16 protein-coding genes, 1 tRNA gene and 5 pseudogenes are annotated in these 18,847 nt (G+C 39.1%); 10 read left to right on the plus strand and 12 right to left on the minus strand.

Annotated elements, in window-relative coordinates; translation table 11 throughout:
- Window positions 1–68: 68 nt before the first annotated feature.
- Window positions 69–1,201, plus strand: a protein-coding gene (locus tag HUK62_RS16770; RefSeq protein WP_228723719.1) for an IS3 family transposase whose coding sequence is annotated in 2 segments (ribosomal slippage) — window positions 69–321 and window positions 321–1,201 — 1,134 coding nt in all. Because the reading frame shifts where the segments join, the coding sequence is not laid out codon by codon here.
- A gap of 42 nt (window positions 1,202–1,243) precedes the next feature.
- Here the strand turns inward: HUK62_RS16770 and HUK62_RS16775 are convergent.
- Window positions 1,244–1,876, minus strand: a pseudogene (locus HUK62_RS16775) (type I restriction endonuclease); the annotation flags it as partial.
- Window positions 1,873–1,989 (minus strand): annotated as a pseudogene (locus HUK62_RS19150) (type I restriction endonuclease subunit S); the annotation flags it as partial. The pseudogenes HUK62_RS19150 and HUK62_RS16775, both read right to left, overlap by 4 nt.
- Window positions 1,990–2,087: 98 nt before the next feature.
- On the opposite strand from HUK62_RS19150, the gene HUK62_RS16780 reads away from it, so the two are divergent.
- Entirely contained in the window at window positions 2,088–2,834 is a 747-nt protein-coding gene (locus HUK62_RS16780) for an IS5-like element ISAba31 family transposase (protein WP_005262957.1), read from the plus strand.
- 74 nt (window positions 2,835–2,908) lie between these two features.
- Here HUK62_RS16780 and HUK62_RS16785 read toward each other — a convergent pair whose 3' ends face one another.
- Window positions 2,909–4,051, minus strand: a complete 1,143-nt coding sequence (locus tag HUK62_RS16785; RefSeq protein ID WP_176538393.1) for a hypothetical protein — start codon at window positions 4,049–4,051, stop codon at window positions 2,909–2,911.
- Window positions 4,051–4,536: pseudogene (locus HUK62_RS16790) on the minus strand (SAM-dependent DNA methyltransferase); the annotation flags it as partial. The gene HUK62_RS16785 and the pseudogene HUK62_RS16790, both read right to left, overlap by 1 nt.
- Window positions 4,537–4,594: 58 nt before the next feature.
- Between HUK62_RS16790 and HUK62_RS16795 the strand changes: the two are divergent.
- The 3 genes from HUK62_RS16795 to HUK62_RS16805 all read left to right on the plus strand — a co-directional run bounded on the left by HUK62_RS16795 (window position 4,595) and on the right by HUK62_RS16805 (window position 6,262).
- The gene (locus HUK62_RS16795) at window positions 4,595–5,527 is read left to right on the plus strand and encodes an IS5 family transposase (protein WP_176538394.1); all 933 of its coding nucleotides are present in this window, start codon (window positions 4,595–4,597) and stop codon (window positions 5,525–5,527) included.
- A 253-nt stretch (window positions 5,528–5,780) separates the two neighbouring features.
- Window positions 5,781–6,008, plus strand: a complete 228-nt coding sequence (locus HUK62_RS16800) for a hypothetical protein (RefSeq protein WP_004691623.1) — start codon at window positions 5,781–5,783, stop codon at window positions 6,006–6,008.
- Between the two features lie 178 nt (window positions 6,009–6,186).
- Window positions 6,187–6,262: transfer RNA gene (locus tag HUK62_RS16805), tRNA-Thr, on the plus strand.
- Window positions 6,263–6,324: 62 nt separating this feature from the next.
- On the opposite strand, the gene HUK62_RS16810 is transcribed toward HUK62_RS16805, so the two are convergent.
- From HUK62_RS16810 to HUK62_RS16820, 3 genes are all read right to left on the minus strand, one after another.
- Entirely contained in the window at window positions 6,325–7,161 is an 837-nt protein-coding gene (locus HUK62_RS16810; protein ID WP_176538395.1) for a class I SAM-dependent methyltransferase, read from the minus strand.
- Window positions 7,162–7,164: 3 nt separating this feature from the next.
- Window positions 7,165–8,463, minus strand: a complete 1,299-nt coding sequence (locus HUK62_RS16815) for an FAD-dependent oxidoreductase (protein ID WP_005401568.1) — start codon at window positions 8,461–8,463, stop codon at window positions 7,165–7,167.
- 414 nt (window positions 8,464–8,877) lie between these two features.
- Window positions 8,878–9,759: a pirin family protein gene (locus tag HUK62_RS16820; protein WP_176538396.1), complete on the minus strand. Its 882-nt coding sequence runs from the start codon at window positions 9,757–9,759 to the stop codon at window positions 8,878–8,880.
- Between the two features lie 107 nt (window positions 9,760–9,866).
- Between HUK62_RS16820 and HUK62_RS16825 the strand changes: the two are divergent.
- Window positions 9,867–10,064 (plus strand): annotated as a pseudogene (locus HUK62_RS16825) (hydrolase); the annotation flags it as partial.
- A gap of 164 nt (window positions 10,065–10,228) precedes the next feature.
- A pseudogene (locus HUK62_RS16830) lies at window positions 10,229–10,450 on the plus strand (LysR substrate-binding domain-containing protein); the annotation flags it as partial.
- Between the two features lie 96 nt (window positions 10,451–10,546).
- Here HUK62_RS16830 and ahpC read toward each other — a convergent pair.
- From ahpC to HUK62_RS16850, 4 genes are all read right to left on the minus strand, one after another.
- Window positions 10,547–11,110 (minus strand): alkyl hydroperoxide reductase subunit C, encoded by a 564-nt coding sequence (gene ahpC / locus HUK62_RS16835; protein ID WP_005401564.1) that lies wholly within the window; start codon window positions 11,108–11,110, stop codon window positions 10,547–10,549.
- A 278-nt stretch (window positions 11,111–11,388) separates the two neighbouring features.
- Complete coding sequence (locus tag HUK62_RS16840; protein WP_176538520.1) at window positions 11,389–11,880, minus strand: flavin reductase; 492 nt, start codon at window positions 11,878–11,880, stop codon at window positions 11,389–11,391.
- 85 nt (window positions 11,881–11,965) lie between these two features.
- The gene (locus tag HUK62_RS16845; RefSeq protein WP_176538397.1) at window positions 11,966–13,012 is read right to left on the minus strand and encodes a methionine synthase; all 1,047 of its coding nucleotides are present in this window, start codon (window positions 13,010–13,012) and stop codon (window positions 11,966–11,968) included.
- Window positions 13,013–13,048: 36 nt separating this feature from the next.
- Window positions 13,049–14,041, minus strand: a complete 993-nt coding sequence (locus HUK62_RS16850; protein ID WP_176538398.1) for a DUF1852 domain-containing protein — start codon at window positions 14,039–14,041, stop codon at window positions 13,049–13,051.
- 361 nt (window positions 14,042–14,402) lie between these two features.
- On the opposite strand from HUK62_RS16850, the gene HUK62_RS16855 reads away from it, so the two are divergent.
- On the plus strand, window positions 14,403–15,335 hold the full coding sequence (locus HUK62_RS16855; protein WP_176538399.1) for an IS5 family transposase: 933 nt from the start codon (window positions 14,403–14,405) through the stop codon (window positions 15,333–15,335).
- Between the two features lie 152 nt (window positions 15,336–15,487).
- Here HUK62_RS16855 and HUK62_RS16860 read toward each other — a convergent pair whose 3' ends face one another.
- On the minus strand, window positions 15,488–16,378 hold the full coding sequence (locus HUK62_RS16860; RefSeq protein ID WP_176538400.1) for a LysR substrate-binding domain-containing protein: 891 nt from the start codon (window positions 16,376–16,378) through the stop codon (window positions 15,488–15,490).
- 134 nt (window positions 16,379–16,512) lie between these two features.
- On the opposite strand from HUK62_RS16860, the gene HUK62_RS16865 reads away from it, so the two are divergent.
- Together HUK62_RS16865 and HUK62_RS16870 are read left to right on the plus strand one after the other, a co-directional pair.
- Entirely contained in the window at window positions 16,513–17,931 is a 1,419-nt protein-coding gene (locus HUK62_RS16865; RefSeq protein WP_176538401.1) for an aspartate ammonia-lyase, read from the plus strand.
- 271 nt (window positions 17,932–18,202) lie between these two features.
- Window positions 18,203–18,832 (plus strand): IS1595-like element ISAcra1 family transposase, encoded by a 630-nt coding sequence (locus HUK62_RS16870; protein WP_228723770.1) that lies wholly within the window; start codon window positions 18,203–18,205, stop codon window positions 18,830–18,832.
- Window positions 18,833–18,847 lie beyond the last annotated feature (15 nt).

Raw genomic sequence — 18,847 nt, forward strand, 5'->3', positions numbered from 1 at the left:
GAACAACTCCTATAAGTGATATTCTGCTCCTCAAATGATGTTATAAACATCAATATATGGAGTATTTTATGGCACGTAGACCAAGAAGAAATCATTCAAACGACTTTAAAGCTAAGGTAGCACTTGCTGCGATCAAAGCAGAAAAAACACTTGCTGAATTGAGTTCTGAGTTTGATGTTCATCAAAACCAAATTATTGACTGGAAAAATCAATTGATCTCAGCTTCCTCGCAAGCTTTCGATCAATCAAAAGCTCCATCAGAACCCCCCATTGATCTTAAAAAGTTACATGCAAAAATCGGTGAGCAGGCATTAGAAATTGATTTTTTAGAAGGTGTGTTGAAGAAACTGGGCCGCTTCAACCACAAAAGTTAATCGATCACTCACTTCAGATTTCAGTATCTAAACAGGCTAAGTTACTGAAAGTCTCTCGTGGTTGTTATTATTATCGCCCAAAACCTGTTAGCTCATCAGATCTGAAACTGATGCGATGTATTGATGAATTACATATGCAATATCCTTTTGCAGGCAGTCGTATGATGCGTGATTTGTTGAATCGTCAAGGGCATCATATAGGACGACGTCATACACGTACTTTAATGAAGAAAATGGGTATTCAGGCGTTATATTGCAAACCAAATTTAAGCCAGGCTAATCAAGCTCACCGTAAATATCCATATCTGCTCAAAGGGTTGGCTATTCTGCGCAGTAATCAAGTGTGGTCTACGGATATAACGTATATCCCTATGGCAAAAGGCTTTGTTTATTTATGTGCTGTGATTGATTGGCATAGCCGCAAGGTACTTGCGCATAGGGTATCGATTAGTATGGAGGTGGATTTTTGTATTTCGGCTTTAAATGAAGCAATTGAAAAATATGGATCACCTGAAATATTGAATACAGACCAAGGCAGTCAGTTCACCAGTGATGCATTTATTGATGTATTGAAATCAAATGGCATTCAAATCAGTATGGATGGTAAAGGTCGATGGATTGATAATGTGATGGTTGAACGATTATGGCGGAGCGTTAAATATGAAGAGGTGTATCTCAAAGCTTATAGCAGTGTCACAGATGCGAAAAAGCAATTGAGTGCATATTTTGAGTTTTATAATTTGAAACGACCTCATTCGAGTCTAGACAAATTGACACCAAATGAGTTTTACTATGATCAGCTACCCCAACAAAACAAGGTGGCTTAACTAGAGCGGAATATCACTTATAAATACGCTTTTAGTTGTTCAAACAAGTGGGACCACCTCTGTATCAGGGTCTTTCGGTAATCGCGTTTTTTTATATTGGGTAATCGCATTTTGTACAGTTTGCTTAAATTCAGATTTAAGCTCTAGCGTAGAGACTGGTAAACCATTGATAAACAGTACTAGATCAATGCGCCATTTTTTGGCTTGCACACCGGTACTTTCTAATTCTGCTTTAGTGGCATATGGGCTATACACCAACTCAGGCACGACACGGCAAATATTCTGCTCATAACGTGCCAAGGTATCGGCATTGAGATTATGCTCAGGTTTAAACTGGCACAGTTTAAAACGTGCATTACGAATTTTTAGCCCATGACGTAACACACCCAATGTACCGTAACTACGTGAAGCTTGATCGGTAGCATTGATGTCGGCTTTTTTAAGCTGTACCACCAAGGCATCAATAAATTTTTGTTCTGAGTCGACAGGATAGTTCTGGCAAAACTTGTTCCATTCTTCAGGCTGCGTCGTTTGTACAAAGTTTAGAACGTCTGCGCTATACAGTGCATTTTCACGGTCATAGTGTTTGGCTACACCCAATACCCAACCATTGGCTTGCATATGCTGAATCATATCGTTTTGGAAGATATTTTCCCGAGTAGCATCTAAACTCATGCGCTAAACTCCATTTTAGCCTCAGTTGGGTTTTGCCAGTTTTGTACGTCGATCTTTCCTGTGACGGCAGCAGATATAAGTGCGGTTCGGCGTTCTTGCATTAATTTTATTGAATTTTGTACATTTGAAATTAGGGTGTGTTGACACTTTTAGCTTAAAAAAATAGCGAAGTAGTAAAATCAAATCACCAAACCCAATTTTACTATTCGCTATGCCTCGTACCATGCTGACAGATCAACACTGGCAAAAGTTGAAAGTTATTCTGCGTAATTTATCCATTCACCACAACTCAAATTTACGCAATTTTATTGAAGCTATTCTCTATAGAATTAGAACAGGTTGTCCGTGGCGAGATATTCCTTCTTGTTTTGGTCATTCAAACTCTATTTTCAAACGTTTTAATCGTTGGTCAAGCAGCGGTAAGTTACTTAGATTATTCAAATTACTAGCCTCATGCCCCGATATGGAATGGATTTTTATTGATGGCTCTCATGTACGTGCTCATCAACATTCTGCCGGCATAGCGAATCAATCTATTTCTAAAAGTGTAGGAGGAAACTCCTCAAAAATACATTTGATTGTTGATGCACATGGTAATCCTATTGATTTCATGATTACCGATGGAACCACACATGATGTTAAAGTTGCGCCTGATTTAATATCAACATTAGATTTAAAAGAGACAAAAGTGGTATGCGCAGATAAAGGCTATGATTCAGAACCACTGCGTGAACAGATCAGGAAAACAGGGACTAAAGCGAATATACCAAAGAAAACGAATAGCCAATCGAACAATGACCATATGGACTGGTATTTATATAAAATCAGGCATTTAGTTGAAAATATGTTTTGTAGATTAAAGCAATTTAGAGGAATAGCTACTCGATATGACAAGCTCAAAAGAAATTATCAAAGTTCTGTTGCCTTAGCCTGTATATTTTTATGGCTACCGTTATAGGGTTAATTATGAACAGTAAGTGTCAACAGACCCTAGTAGGTTAAATTTATTTTTCTCATTTTGAACTGCTACAACTATTTTTTTTGTTCAGCTAATTCCGGGTATGCAATTGGAAATTCTTGTAAAATAGGCACACTAATATTTTTTTGAGCACTACCCCAGCCAAATAATGCAAAATATGCTTTCCCCATTCTAGAGTTAAGATATTCGTTCAAAAAATGAGGACAATGACTAGATTTTGGTGTTGAAACTAAGTTTGTAAAACAATGAGATTTATCTAGCGTTTCAGGGATAACAGCACTGATACCGGGATAGCCAGTTCGTACAGTTATAATATCATTTGTATAAAGATATTTACCTTCATTCATATTTGCGAAACTTTCTTTTAAATATAGTGTGTCATTTATATTTATCCCTTCTTCTTTGATATTAGTAGCGCGAATTATAGGTATACCTTTCTCACTATAAGCATGAGTAGCAGCCTCAGCAATACCCACAACTACTCGGCTAGTACAATATTTATAACGAGAAACCGTCCAATGCTCCGGCACTTGCCCTAACCATTCAACACCCGAATCTTTCATTAGGGCATTTATATTCAGTCCTTTAGTCACGGCATGGCTAATCACCGCTTGACGCTTTTCTTTAAGCAGTTCAATCAGCTTTTCTTGTTTGGCAATTAAAGTGTCAATTTGTGCGGTTTCATGGTCGAGGAAATTGGCGATCTTTATAGATAAGTCAAAGGAACACTTAGGTATAGATAATAAACTTATAAACTCCCAACTAGCCCTCGGCATTTTTGACCCATATGTCGATGAATCAACTTGATTAATAAATTCATCAGTCAAAGTATAATATTGCAAAAACTTGGGACAAATTTCCTTAGCCCTTAAGACAAGAAGTTCTGAAGAACATATTCCAGAAAAACTTGCTAACCAAGATTTAGCTAAGTAGGGTCTTAATTTCCCAAATAGGACATCATTGTCTTTAAATGTATTTGAAATTCCTTCAGGAATAACTTCCTCAGTGTGAACATATTTACCATTTTTAGAGGTAATATTTTCCATCCCTACATATTTTTGATTGATATCCTGAGATTTCTCAGATATCAAATCAACTGCATACTTTAACTTGAGAACTCCCCAATCTTTAGGAATCTCCCCCAACCATTCAACCCCTGAATCTTGATACTCAGCATATTTCTGATACTTTGCCATTAAGAATGCACCTCTTGCAGAAGTGCCATAATTTCACGGCTCACCGCATCCAGATCCGCATCAATCTCGGCCAGGTCACGTGGCGGTTCATACACATAAAAATGACGATTAAACGGAATTTCATAACCTACTATGCCAATCTCGCCATCTTTATCATCACGCTTGTCGGCATTGATCCAAGCATCCGGCACATGCGGCTGAACTTCACGTTTAAAGTAAGACTCAATTAAATCGATGGTATCTACGTTTGGATTAAGCGCAATATTTTCCGCATCACGTAAATCACCATCTTGTACAAATTCAACCACTTTACCGTTGTAAGTAAACTGACCATAAAGTGGGTTTTCAGCACCTTTTACAGCTTTACTAATGACTGGATCCGCTTCAGGGTTTTTCCAAGTAATGGCATCGAGGAATTGTTTTTTCTCTTTGGTATCGAGCTTGATATCAGTCGCTTTAAAGGCCTGCTTTAAGGTTTCATCAAAACGAGGCTTTGTTGCACAAACCTATCTGTAAAGGCTTTTTCAGCGATATAATTTTCAAATGAAGAAGCCTACACACAAAATCTACCGCACAACCAATTGGCCCGCATATAACCGAGCACTCATAAGTCGCGGAAATATTGCCATTTGGTTTGATCCTGCTACGCAATGGTATGCTCCATCAAAAGGCAAACAAGGGCGAAATCAAACCTACTCCGACGCAGCCATCCAATGCTGCTTAATGATTAAATCCTTATTCCGTCTGTCTTTACGTATGGTCACTGGCTTTGTGCAAAGTCTGATTAAACTTTGCGGATTAAATTGGATAGCTCCAGATTACACCACGCTTTGTAGAAGACAAAAGCATATTGATATTGTAATCAGCTACCAAAAAAGTAGCGATGGGCTGCATCTACTCATGGACTCTACAGGCATGAAGTTTCTAGGTGAGGGCGAATGGAAACGCAAGAAACATGGACCTGAATATCGTCGCCAATGGCGTAAACTTCATATTGGTATAGATGCTAAAACCCTACAAATACGAGCAGTTCAGCTTACAACCAATAATGTCAGTGATTCACAGGTGCTTGGTGATTTACTTAATCAGATTCCACAAGATGAGCAGATTAACTGTGTTTATACCGATGGAGCTTATGACACCAAGCAATGCCGTCAGGTCATTGCAGATCGGCAAGCGCATGCGGTGATTCCACCTAGAAAAAATGCGAAACCATGGAAAGATACAAAGAGTAGCTCGCTAGAGCGAAATGAATTACTTCGAACAATTAAACGTTTAGGCAGGACACTATGGAAAAAATGGTCAGGCTATCATCGCCGCAGTTTGGTGGAAACCAAGATGCATTGCATCAAATTATTAGGCGATAAATTAATGGCAAGAAGCTTTCCTAGTCAGGTGAATGAAATTCATGCACGTGTAGCAGTCCTCAACAGATTTACGGAATTAGGTCGACCACTTACCCAAGTTACGCCTTAAATTTGGCTCAATTAGGGGCGCTTTGCATTTCAAATCTTTGTGCAACAAAGCCATTTGCACCACAAAGTGAAATATTTATTCAAAAATAAACGCTTGAACCTGATTCAAACTTGAGCTAAAACAATTTCTAAGGGAGGTTAAAATAAATTATCAATGATCATCTAGATGCAATGTTTATGAAGCACAATTCATTTGCGGTATATAACTAGCGAAACACAAAATTGACCAATAAAACTGCTATTCGGGAGTCAGAATGAATAACAGCACCAATTATGTCAAACAAATTAAAAACGCTAAACGAGGCGGTTATACCCCAACCCTTGCAAAGGATGTCAACAAACATAAAATTCAAAAAGCAATTCGTCTGATTGAACAATGGAGAACGCTGGCCAATGAACTCAAACCTCAAATGCAACTCGACATGGCTTTTACGTTGGAAGAATGTGCCCAAGACCTCGATCAAATTTTAAGGAGCAAATAAGTTCCATGTTTTCACTTCACCCTATTTAAAAACAGTTTCATCACAGCCACCCAAATTTTATTCTTAGCTTTCACCCACCCTTAGGTGGGTGAAGTTTGCACAAACAATCATGCGCATTTCAATCGCTCACTTTTTGGCTTGCGTTTTCAAGAAAATCCGCTATTATTCTCACCACGTTGCCGGCATAGCTCAGTTGGTAGAGCAACTGACTTGTAATCAGTAGGTCCACAGTTCGAATCCGTGTGCCGGCACCATTTTATACTTAGCCTCGCTTTTTAGTGAGGCTTTGTTGTTTCTGGCCCTTTGGTTTTTTATTTCATTTTAAATTGTCTTTCATTGCCGTAATTTGAACATAGCGCACGATGCCCTGTTCAAATAATTTTTGGCAGAGCTTAGCGGTCATTTTAATTTTGAAATGATCTAAACTTTGAGCGACCTGCTGTGCTAAATGCACATGATAATAACGAGAAAAACCCGCCAAAACTGCATCTGATAAATCTTCAATAGCAACCTGCTGATAGCCTTGCGCTTCTATCGAATGCTTCAAATTCGCTTCTAACTGAAGATGTTCCAAATGAACATCGGCTGCTTTTAACAGCATTTTCAGTTGAAGTTTCTCAAAACGATTTAAATTCAAAAATGCATCACTCAACATCAGATAGTGAAAACCAATCCGACCTTTTGAATTTAAAACAGAATGGGTTGATCTTAGAAATGAATTTAAATCACTGTGATAAGCGGCATCGAGGCAAAACACCACATTAAAAGGTGCTGAAAATAGCTTTGAATTTAAATTTAAAAATGACGTTTGAATGATGTGTATATTTGAATTTAAAGTGTGTTGTATACGCTGAACACATTCGGCTTGTAACTCAACCGCACAAAGTTGCTGAACATGGTAATGCTGCTGCCACAGCAATAGACTCGCGCCCTGCCCACAACCCAAGTCTAAAACACGGTCATTTGATTTTAGCTGTAATCGATCAGCAAGGTGTATTGCCAGTGTTTGGCAAGCCTCAGGATAGGATGACCTTGCATCATCCCAATAGCCAAGATTGCTCCAAGCCAATACAGCGTGATCTCCCAATTGTTTTGCATCAATTGCATATTTATGTTTCGGCAGATGTCGCTGTAAGGTTTGGAGCCATTTCATGCTTTAGTAGCCGAGTTGTGGGGCAACCTCAACTTTAGGTTTTAATCCAACAAACGGCAATGGTGCACCGAAAATTTCTGCAATATGCATTGCTGAAGTTACGGCAGACTCTAAAATAGGCAGACCATCGCACGACCATGAACCGCAGAAGAAGACTTTTCGGTTAGCACTCTTATGGCGTTGTTGTAACTCTTTATTCAAAGCCACAGTTTGCGAGTCCACCACCGCACGGGTCAAAATTACTGTTGAAATCACTTTTTTCGGGTCAATCTCGGTCACAGGCTGCCACGTTTGGAACACGGCGTTTTTACCGACCAGACTTGGTTCGACTGAATTAAGCCAAACCGTGAACTGTTGACGGGTAAACTTACGGTCCATCATATAGCTCAGCACCGACCAGTCTTTACGCTTAGGTGGCATCACGGAAGGATCAGTATGGATCACCAGCTGACCTTGCTCAAAACGGAATTGTTTTAACAGAGCAATATCATCTGCAAACTGAACAGGATCTAAAAACTCTTCAATTTTTGTGGTTGGCGTTGCCACCACCACACGGTCAAACAGTTGCTGTTCGCCCTTATTATTTTCAACTAAAACCTTGTCACCTTGTTCAGTGACTTTGCTAATAGCAGATCCGCTTTGGATATTGATGTTTTCAATCAATTTATCGACCAAGGCCGGTGTTCCACCTTGTATACGCAATAAAGCATCACCATCCGTCAACTGACGTAAAAAGATCAACAGCGGTTTCGCTGGCCATTCGCCGATGGTTTTTGGATTACAAGTACATATGGTATAGAGCACAGGCATGACTGCGCCATGCCAAAACACTTCTTCAATGTCATGCTGGTTGATAAATTCAGCCAAAGTAATGTCTTGATCTTTAGATTTGAAGAATTTAGCAATCGCGGTTTTAAGCTGCAACATACCTTTAACCAAGCGCCATCCATACTGCTGCAGGCCTTTGCGGTTATTGATAATTGGAAAATTGCCAATGCGGCTACGGGTAGTGGTTAGCCATGTTTCTGTACGGTCTTCAAACAACCAACTACACGCCATGTAGGTGCGTACAGGATACGTTTTGATGCCTAAATAAGTCGCAAGACTTAAGGTGTTTTTCCATAAGTGTGGGTTCATGACACGTAACGGAGCATCAATCAGACCACCTTCAAACTCTGTACTGTGGCTATCCATCCCTCGCCCAGTCAGTGCTTCGAAAATAGTGATATTATGCCCAGCATCCTTTAGAATTCTTGCGGTAGCAAGACCGGCCATGCCGCTACCAATAACTGCAATATCCAAAATTATGATCCGTCAGTCTGACTTATATTGACTGAAATTATGACCTAATGTCGAAAAAATAGGGCTATTAAAAAATACCAGAATCACATTTTTTCGTGTGCCGCACTGGTAGGACGATATTTGCTTAAATTACATTTTATTACACTAAAAAGTCACTTAAATAAACACAGGTTTTTTATACATTTTATTTTAAATAAAAATATAAACCCTTTAAAAACAAAGTATATAAATTAACTATTTTTATAACTTCCGTTTTACAAACCAGCGAAAAAGCGCTAATATTCGCCCCGCATAAAAACGATAATTACATCACATAATAATTCATGACCAACTATGCAAAACAAGAAGACTACAGCGCCTAAAAAATCCCTACCCTTGACCGAGTAGGGATTTCTTCTTTTTAGCGACAAGATTTTAGTCCACCACAGCAACGGGGATTTCACCAAACTTGCCACGATTAAAATCGTCAAAAGCTTGCACAATTTCCGCTTTGCTATTCATCACAAATGGACCATAACCTTGAATTGGCTCATTTAGTGGTTCACCAGTCAACACCAAGAACTTAGTGTCTTGCAGCGCTTGTAGTTGAATTGCAGCTTCGCCATCTTGAGCAAACATCACAATCGAACTATCCACCACTTTTTGCGTGCCATTAATCAGCACTTCACCACTGAGTACCACCACAATCGTGTTATGCGTGACGGGCACATGGATAAAAGTTTCATACTCTGCTTTTAATTCACCATCCCAAACATTGACGGGACTATACGTTTGAGCAGGGCCATGATGACCACCAAACTCCCCCGCAATCACGCGTATGTGTCCAGCATTGTCATCCATTTCGATGCGCGGGATATCCGCCACGGTCAAGGCTTGATAACGCGGTGTGGTCATTTTGTCTTTGGCTGGCAAATTCACCCAAAGTTGCACCATTTCAAACAAACCACCATGCTCAGTAAAGGCAGGAGAATGAAACTCTTCATGTACCACACCTGAACCCGCAGTCATCCACTGTACATCGCCAGTATTGATGGTACCACCGCCGCCGCTAGAGTCTTTGTGCGTCACTTCACCGCTATAGGCGATGGTAACCGTTTCAAAGCCACGATGCGGGTGTGAACCCACACCACGTTGCGATGTGGTTGGATCAAATTTGTAAGGTGCTGCATAGTCCAAAAGTAGAAACGGACTAATCGCTTGTCCTAAGCGGTCATATGAAAAGAGGTTTTTGACAGGAAAACCATCACCAACCCAATGCATGTCTTGATTACGATAAACACCAATTACTTTTTTCATCTTGGAACTCCTATATCGATAGGATGAATATGCAATCTATACTACCCCTTTCCTCAGCCCTCTTATAGCGCTGCACTAGTACACAGAATCACAAAAATAGGACAATTAACCCCATCACACGTGATGCAGTATGGGATCGCATATCTCAGGCAGACGCGCAGCTGATGTCATGGTTTGGTGCAGCATGTGAATTACACCGCGACTGGCTTAATGATATTGAAGGCCTCGGTTCACTCTTTGCAGCGCATATTCCAGACTATAAAAACCTGATTCAAAGCTATAGCAAAAATACGGCTCAAAAATAATCAGCCCTCAGTAAAAGCGATCTTCGGATCGCTTTTTTGTCGTGCGCAATCGTTAGCGATGATACAGTATCAGATCATCCACCACAGAATGCCTTCGGTCACAAATCAATACAGACTTGAATCCATCATGCATTCATTTGACGACTATTATTATTTTGACTCTGGATGGACTCGGCATTACCAACCTACCTTACTTAAAGGTAGGGGCAGATATTGCTTCAGGTCGCCTAGTTCACATTTTGCCCGACTGGTGTTTCAATATTGGAACCGTACAGTTGGTCTATGCTTCACGTAAAAGACAACGTTTGGTCATGGAGAAACTGATTGAGCATTTGATCCAAGGTTTAAGAGACTTTGCCAGCACCTGCAAGGGTTACCATAGGTAAAAGCTAAAAGAACCCACATAAAAAATCAGCCACTTGGGCTGATTTTGTACAGGCATCATGCTCATGACTCAGCACAATGCAACCATCGAGGTTGACTTAGATTTTACCAACCAAGTCGATTGACGGTGCAAGCGTTGCTTCACCTTCTTTCCATTTTGCAGGACATACTTCGCCTGGGTGCGCATGCACATATTGTGCTGCTTTCACTTTGCGTAATAGTTCAGATGCATCGCGACCAATACCGCCAGCATTAATTTCAATAATTTGGATTTTACCTTCAGGATCAATCACAAAAGTACCACGGTCTGCGAGACCTTCTGTTTCAATCAGCACATCAAAGTTTTTAGACAAAGTCCAAGTTGGATCGCCAATCAATGGATACTGAATTTTACCAATCACATCTGACGTGTCGTGCCATGCTTTATGGGTAAAGTGGGTATCGGTCGATACACCGTAAATTTCCACACCGAGTTTTTGAAATTCAGCATAGTGATCGGCTAAGTCGCCCAATTCTGTTGGACACACAAAGGTGAAATCAGCAGGATAGAAAAATACGACAGACCATTTACCTTTCAAGTTTTGCTCAGACAACTCAATGAATTCACCATTTTGGTAAGCTGTTGCATTAAACGCCTTAACTTCAGTATTGATTAAACTCATGTATTCGTCCTCAAAAGATTTGTGAGAGTGCTTAAGTGATGAAGCAAGAATACGCACAAACCAAAAATTGGTAAAACAGTAAGTTTTTATTATTTTTATCGGATTTTTAGATTTATTATTTCCCGACACTGTTGCCCGATTTTCACCATCTTGTGACCTAAATGAAAACCTTTCGATTTTTCAAATGGGCTCAATACAGTCAAATCTACAGTCAAGCCGAGGAAAATCTATGATTTGGGAAGCCATTTCAGAGCCTTGATGTTCAATAAAAAGTGAAATTAAACCGTTTCGGTCTGCCCCACCTGATGATAAGCACGATTAAAATACACTAAACTTTGCTCATGTTGGCTTTGTTGAATCGCGACAATACGGCACATAAAAACCGTATGTGTTCCCACTTCTTGAATATCATCAATTTCACAATCAAAATTGACCAAAGCATCCTTTAAAACAGGTGCGCCCGTTTCTAGCTCTGTCCACACACCATGTTTGAAACGCTCTTCAGACGTCATTTTAGATGCAAAGACATTCGAAATATGCTGATGTTGTGCGCCTAACACATTCACCGATAAAATTTTATTGTCGACAAAATGTGCATGTGAACGCGATGCTTTATTCATACAGACCAATAATGTCGGTGGTGTATCCGTCACACTGCATACGGCAGATGCTGTGAATCCATGACGATCAGCCATGCCTGCCGTAGTTACGACACTGACTGCACTGGTTAACAAAGACATTGCATCTCTAAAGTCTGTTGCTTCAATCATCATTTTATTCCTCAGTAGAACGGACACATGCTTTTAAATGGAATACGAGCTACCCATTTCTGATCAAATAGATAGCCCGTTCACATCACGCGCTTGCTGCGTATGAAGCCGAAAGTTCTTTACGAATAATTTCTGCACCTGCGCTTAACGCATTCAGCTTACCACGTGCCACTTCACGTGCTAAAGGTGCCATGCCACAGTTGGTCGAAGGATAGAGTTTATCTGCATCGACAAACTGAAGTGCTTTACGTAGTGTATTCGCAACTTCTTCAGGTGTTTCAACGGTGTTGGTTGCAACATCAATCGCACCGACCATGACTTTTTTACCGCGAATCAGCTCAATCAGATCCATTGGTACACGCGAGTTTTGACATTCGAGTGAGATGATATCAACTTTAGATTGTTGCAGTTTAGGGAATGCTTCTTCGTATTGACGCCACTCTGAACCCAAGGTCTTTTTCCAATCGGTATTGGCTTTGATACCATAGCCATAGCAAATATGAACCGCAGTTTCACATTTCAGACCTTCAAGTGCTCGTTCAAGCGTTGCAACACCCCAGTCATTCACTTCATCAAAGAACACATTAAATGCAGGTTCATCGAACTGAATGATATCCACGCCCGCAGCTTCTAACTCACGTGCTTCTTGATTCAGAATTTTGGCAAATTCCCAAGCCAATTTTTCACGGCTTTTGTAGTGACCATCATACAGCGTATCAATCATGGTCATTGGACCCGGTAACGCCCATTTAATCGGCTGATTTGTTTGGCTGCGTAAAAACTTAGCATCTTCAACAAATACCGGTTTTTGTCGGCTTACTGCACCGACTACTGAAGGCACGCTCGCATCATAACGATTACGGATACGAACCGTTTCGCGTTTCTCAAAATCAACGCCATCCAGATGTTCAATAAACGTCGTCACAAAATGTTGACGGGTTTGTTCACCATCACTAACGATATCAATACCTGCATGGATTTGTTCTTGTAATGACAAACGTAAAGCATCTTGTTTCGCTTCGAGTAATGCCTCACCTTCGAGTTTCCAAGGTGACCAAAGTTTTTCAGGCTCAGCAAGCCAAGAAGGTTTCGGTAAGCTGCCCGCAGTTGATGTTGGTAATAAAATGGCCATTTTAAATCTCTATTTCAATATTCTATTTCAGTTAAATTAAGCAACGTTGCTGTCTACGGTATAATTCGCAGCCCATTTTTCAAGGATGTCTTGATACGGCTTAATAAAGTTCTCTTCAGTCCATTTACCTTGCTTAACCGCGAGCTGACCACGTTCAACACGGTCATAGACAATTTGTGTCAATGAGTAATCTGGATACTCTAGGCTAGCCTGATAGACTTGGGACGCTGATGAGTTTGCATTGTAAATTTCAGGGCGATAAATCTTTTGGAAGGTTTCCATGGTGCTAATCGCACTGATCAACTCAAGATCGGTGTAGTCCCGCAGTAAATCACCCGCAAAATAGAATGCTAAAGGTGCAGCGCTCCCTTTTGGCATAAAGAAGCGAACCTGTAAGCCCATTTTATGGAAATACTCATCGGTACGTGAATATTCATCTTGTTTATACTCAACGCCTAAAACAGGATGCTCATTTGCAGTACGGTGATACTTCTTCGCTGTTGAAACACTCAAACAAATCACAGGCTGTTGATTAAACTCTGCTTTAAACGTCTCTGAGTTCACCAAATATTGATACAGCTTGCCATGTAAATCACCAAAACCTTCAGGTGCATACGACGTCGAATTCTCTTTATTATGTTCTTTCAGCACCACGCTAAAATCGTAGTCACGTACATAAGATGAGAAGCTATTCCCAATCATACCTTCAATACGCTGATGGGTATGATGATCATTAATCGTGCTTTTCAGCATTTCAATAATTGGGAAAGTTTGACCATTCCCCTCAATGTCTAAATTTGCAGAAATAATATCGATTTCAAGCGAATAACGATCACCATTCGGGTTATCTGTTTGTGCTAAGGCATTGAAACGATTATTAATCATACGAAGTGTATTACGTAGATTCTGCTCACGACTTTCACCGCGCGCCAAGTTAGCAAAGTTCGTCGTTAGACGTGTGTTATCTGCTGGTTGATAGTTTTCATCAAAACGAATGCGTTTAATTGAACATGCAAACTCTGTACTCATGGCGATCTGTTACCCTATATTTCTGCGATAAAACTGAATTTCTTTCATGCTCTTTCTAGAGGGTCCAATTTTCTTTTTGGATCTTTCTAGCAAATCGTCTTTCCAACCTTCTCAGATTTTTCTGAGCATCAGGCTAAGAAGAAACGATGAATATGATCTATCGTTAAGAGCGTGGTTTAATTTATACCTGAATGATCACATGAATAAAAATGATTTAATCTCACACCAAAGTGAACTAAATTCATGTTTGGAAATTCTGTCGCATTCACAATGAATTGTGCGTGGATAAATTTTTGTGGATTTACGAGGCTTTGTTGCACAAACCTATCTGTAAAGGCTTTTTCAGCGATATAATTTTCAAATGAAGAAGCCTACACACAAAATCTACCGCACAACCAATTGGCCCGCATATAACCGAGCACTCATGAGTCGCGGAAATATTGCCATTTGGTTTGATCCTGCTACGCAATGGTATGCGCCATCAAAAGGCAAACAAGGGCGAAATCAAACCTACTCCGACGCAGCCATCCAATGCTGCTTAATGATTAAATCCTTATTCCGTCTGTCTTTACGTATGGTCACTGGCTTTGTGCAAAGTCTGATTAAACTTTGCGGATTAAATTGGATAGCTCCAGATTACACCACGCTTTGTAGAAGACAAAAGCATATTGATATTGTAATCAGCTACCAAAAAAGTAGCGATGGGCTGCATCTACTCATGGACTCTACAGGCATGAAGCTTCTAGGTGAGGGCGAATGGAAACGCAAGCAACATGGACCTGAATATCGTCGCCAATGGCGTAAACTTCATATTGGTATAGATGCTAAAACCCTACAAATACGAGCAGTTCAGCTTACAACCAATAATGTCAGTGATTCACAGGTGCTTGGTGATTTACTTAATCAGATTCCACAAGATGAGCAGATTAACTCTGTTTATACCGATGGAGCTTATGACACCAAGCAATGCCGTGAGGTCATTGCAGATCGGCAAGCGCATGCGGTGATTCCACCTAGAAAAAATGCGAAACCCTGGAAAGATACAAAGAGTAGCTTGCTAGAGCGAAATGAATTACTTCGAACAGTTACACGTTTAGGCAGGACATTATGGAAAAAATGGTCAGGCTATCATCGCCGAAGTTTGGTTGAAACTAAGATGCATTGCATCAAATTATTGGGGGATAAACTCAGTTCGAGAAACTTTCGAAGCCAAGTCAATGAGATGCATGCACGTGTAGCAGTCCTCAACAGATTTACGGAATTAGGTCGACCACTTACCCAAGTTACGCCTTAAATTTGGCTCAATTAGGGGCGCTTTGCATTTCAAATCTTTGTGCAACAAAGCCAATAGTAAGTAAAGTCCTTTATTTACTATTCATAAAATCACCTTATTTATTATTTAAATATACCTCAAAACGATTAACAAAAATAATCCATAAAATCCAATTATTTATTTTTCTGAATTAAAATATTCCAAATATAATTAATTCGATTTGAAAATGACATTTCTCGTTTAACCAGATAGACATCTTGAAATAAATAGTACTGCTTACCGTCCAGTACTTTTAATTTGTTTTCTTGAATTTCTCTTTCAACCAATAATTTAGGCAGCCATGCCACACCTAAACCTTGTAATACCAACTCTTTTAAATCACCGGCATTATCAGTCTCATATAAAGTTCTATAATCCAAATTATTCTCAATCGCTTCATCCACACAGTTTCTTAAATATGCTTGTTTACTATAAGACAACAAAGGAAATGACTGATCGAGTGAATATTTGGCAGTCCCGTCATGATCTAAAGCCGTCACCGGGAGTATTTCCATTTCAACAATTTTATGAAATTCGAACAAAGAACGATCGAATTGTTCTAATGTTTTTTGATCACAATAACTGATTAAAAAATCACACGAGCCATCTTTTAGTAAGCGCATCCCCTGTTTGAAATTTGAGGCAATAATTTCCAATTTTAAGTCCGTCATATCCATCGCTAACTCATGAATAAAGCGGGGGAAAAACTGGGTGATGAGCGAGTGTGACACTGCAAACTTGACGGTTAACTCATCATGTTTCACATTCTTTTCTAAATATTTTATTGTTGTAGTAAGTTGATTTTGTATGTTTTTTGCTGAAGCCAGTAAAACTTGACCTGCTTCTGTGAAATCAATGTTTTTACTATATCTTTTCAAAATTTGGAAACCCAATGAGTTTTCAATATTCTGAATTCTGCGCGTAAAGGCAGACTGCGTGACATGTCGTAGAGCTGCTGCTTGAGATATCGATTTTTCTTGCTCTAATGCAAGTAAATCTTCAATCCATCGAATTTCTAAAGTCATAACTCATTCTTCACTCATCCTTTGATCAATTATAATCTATTATGCAAAAAATGCATGTAGTAATATATTTTTACATTAGAAAAAAAGCCGTGCGCACTTTAATATCGATTTATTCGAGATTAGAGTCTATTTAAATGAACATTAAGATTAACACACGCGTTGAAAAGGATTTATTAGGACATAAAGAAATTCCTGCTCATTGCTATTATGGTGTACAAACTTTAAGAGCTTTAGAGAACTTTAATTTAAGTCCAAATAAACTCAATCAATTCCCTGTTTTTATTAATGCCCTTGCAATGGTTAAAGCTGCATGCGCAGAAGCCAATTTTAAACTCAATAAACTTGAAGAAAATAAATACAATGCTATTCAGTATGCATGTGAACAAGTTATTAATTATAAGTATCATGACCAATTTCCAATTGATATGATTCAAGGTGGTGCGGGAACATCCACCAATATGAATATCAATGAAGTACTGGCTAATATTGGATTAGAACATTTAGAGCATTTAAAAGGCGAATATCAATATTTACATCCAAATAATGATATTAATATGTCTCAATCAACCAATGATGTCTATCCAACAGCAATTAAAGTAGGTTTAATTTTTGCAATTGAGCAATTGAACAGCCCGTTTCAAAATTTAATTCAAAGTTTTAAGAACAAGTCAGATGAGTTTTCGCATATCTTAAAAATGGGTCGTACCCAATTGCAAGATGCCGTTCCAATGACCTTGGGTCAAGAATTTGGCGCATTTGCAAATACCTTACAAAATGATTTAAACAAGCTCAATGACATCATGCCGTCTGCTTTAAGTGTTGTAAATTTAGGCGGAACAGCAATTGGAACAGGCATCAATACCGAAGTTAAGTATCGTGAATATGCCATCGCAGCATTGTCTGAAATTACGCAAAAGCAGATCAGCAGTTCACCTGATTTAATCGAAGCAACCTCAGATATGGGCGATTTCGTTTTATTATCGAGCTTCTTAAAACGTACCGCGACTAAACTCTCAAAAATTGCCAATGACCTGCGTTTGCTTTCTAGTGGCCCTCGTACTGGTCTGAATGAAATCCATTTAGAACCGCGTCAACCGGGCAGCTCAATTATGCCAGGCAAAGTGAATCCTGTTATTCCAGAAGCCATGAATTTAGTGTGTTTTCAAGTCATTGCAAATGATTTGGCTATTACTTTGGCGGCCGAAGCAGGTCAACTGCAGCTCAATGCGATGGAGCCGTTAATTGCTTTTAAACTGTTCGAATCGATCGATTTGTTGGGTAAAGCTATGCAAATGTTCCAACATAAATGTATTGAAAACATCCGTGCCAATGCTGAACACTGTCAGGCCAATGTAGATAATTCAATCGGCATTATTACTGCACTCAACCCCTATTTGGGCTATGAAACAACGACTCGTATTGCAAAACAAGCCAATGAAACTGGTCAAAGTGTATTGGCTTTAATTAAAGCTGAAAACCTATTGTCTGATCAAATTTTGGCTGATGTGCTATCGATCAAAAATATGGTTCATCCTCAGCAATCTTTATCATGATTTATTAGCATTTCGTCTTTTTAAAAAGGGATCTCATCAGAGGTCCCTTTTTTTATAGAGGAAAAGTATGCTCTGTCACTCATATGAGCTGAACATTTTGATGCCATAAAGCTCTTTTTTAAATACCAAATTTGCCTACCATAAAAAAAAGAACTTGATATAAATCAAGTTCTTTTTTACTTCATACAATATTTAGATAGGCTCTAGACTAGCAGAATAATTATGTTAGTCTAGAATAATGATATAAAACAGTAAATTAAGTCACTACAAGATTAAAAAAATTATTCAATACTTTTGTGTTGATATTCCTGCTTCCAAAACAGCCTTATTACTCAATTTAAATCGTAATACGATTAATTATTGGTACATGCTTTTTAGAGAAACTATCTATGATCATCAAACAGATTTAAGAGCTAAGTTTGTTGGTTCAATAGAAGTAGATGAAAGCTATTTTGGAGCGAAAAGGCAACGTGGGTTTCATGGAAAGTTAAAGCGTGGTCGTGGGACTCTAAAACAGCCAGTGTTTGGAATATTCGAACGTAATGGGCGCGTCTATACTGAAATCGTACCTGACTGTAAAATGAAGACTTTACAAGAGGTTATCATTGGTAAAGTTTCACTTGAGAGTGTGATTTATAGTGATGGATGGCGTGGCTATAATGGTCTTGTTGATGTGGGTTATTCAAAGCATTTTAGGGTAAATCACGGAGCAAATGAGTTTGCTAGAGGACAATGCCATATAAATGGAATAGAATCATTTTGGAGCTTTTGTAAAAGAAGGCTAGCAAAGTTTAACGGCATATCAAAAGAGTACTTTGATTATCATCTTAAAGAAACTGAATGGCGTTGGATGAGGGAACCTAATGAGTTAGCAACTGAGCTGTGGAACCTCATTAGGTAAAATTAAGTGTAAATC

The organism is Acinetobacter sp. NEB 394, assembly GCF_013374795.1.
GTDB classification, from domain to species: Bacteria; Pseudomonadota; Gammaproteobacteria; order Pseudomonadales; family Moraxellaceae; genus Acinetobacter; species Acinetobacter johnsonii.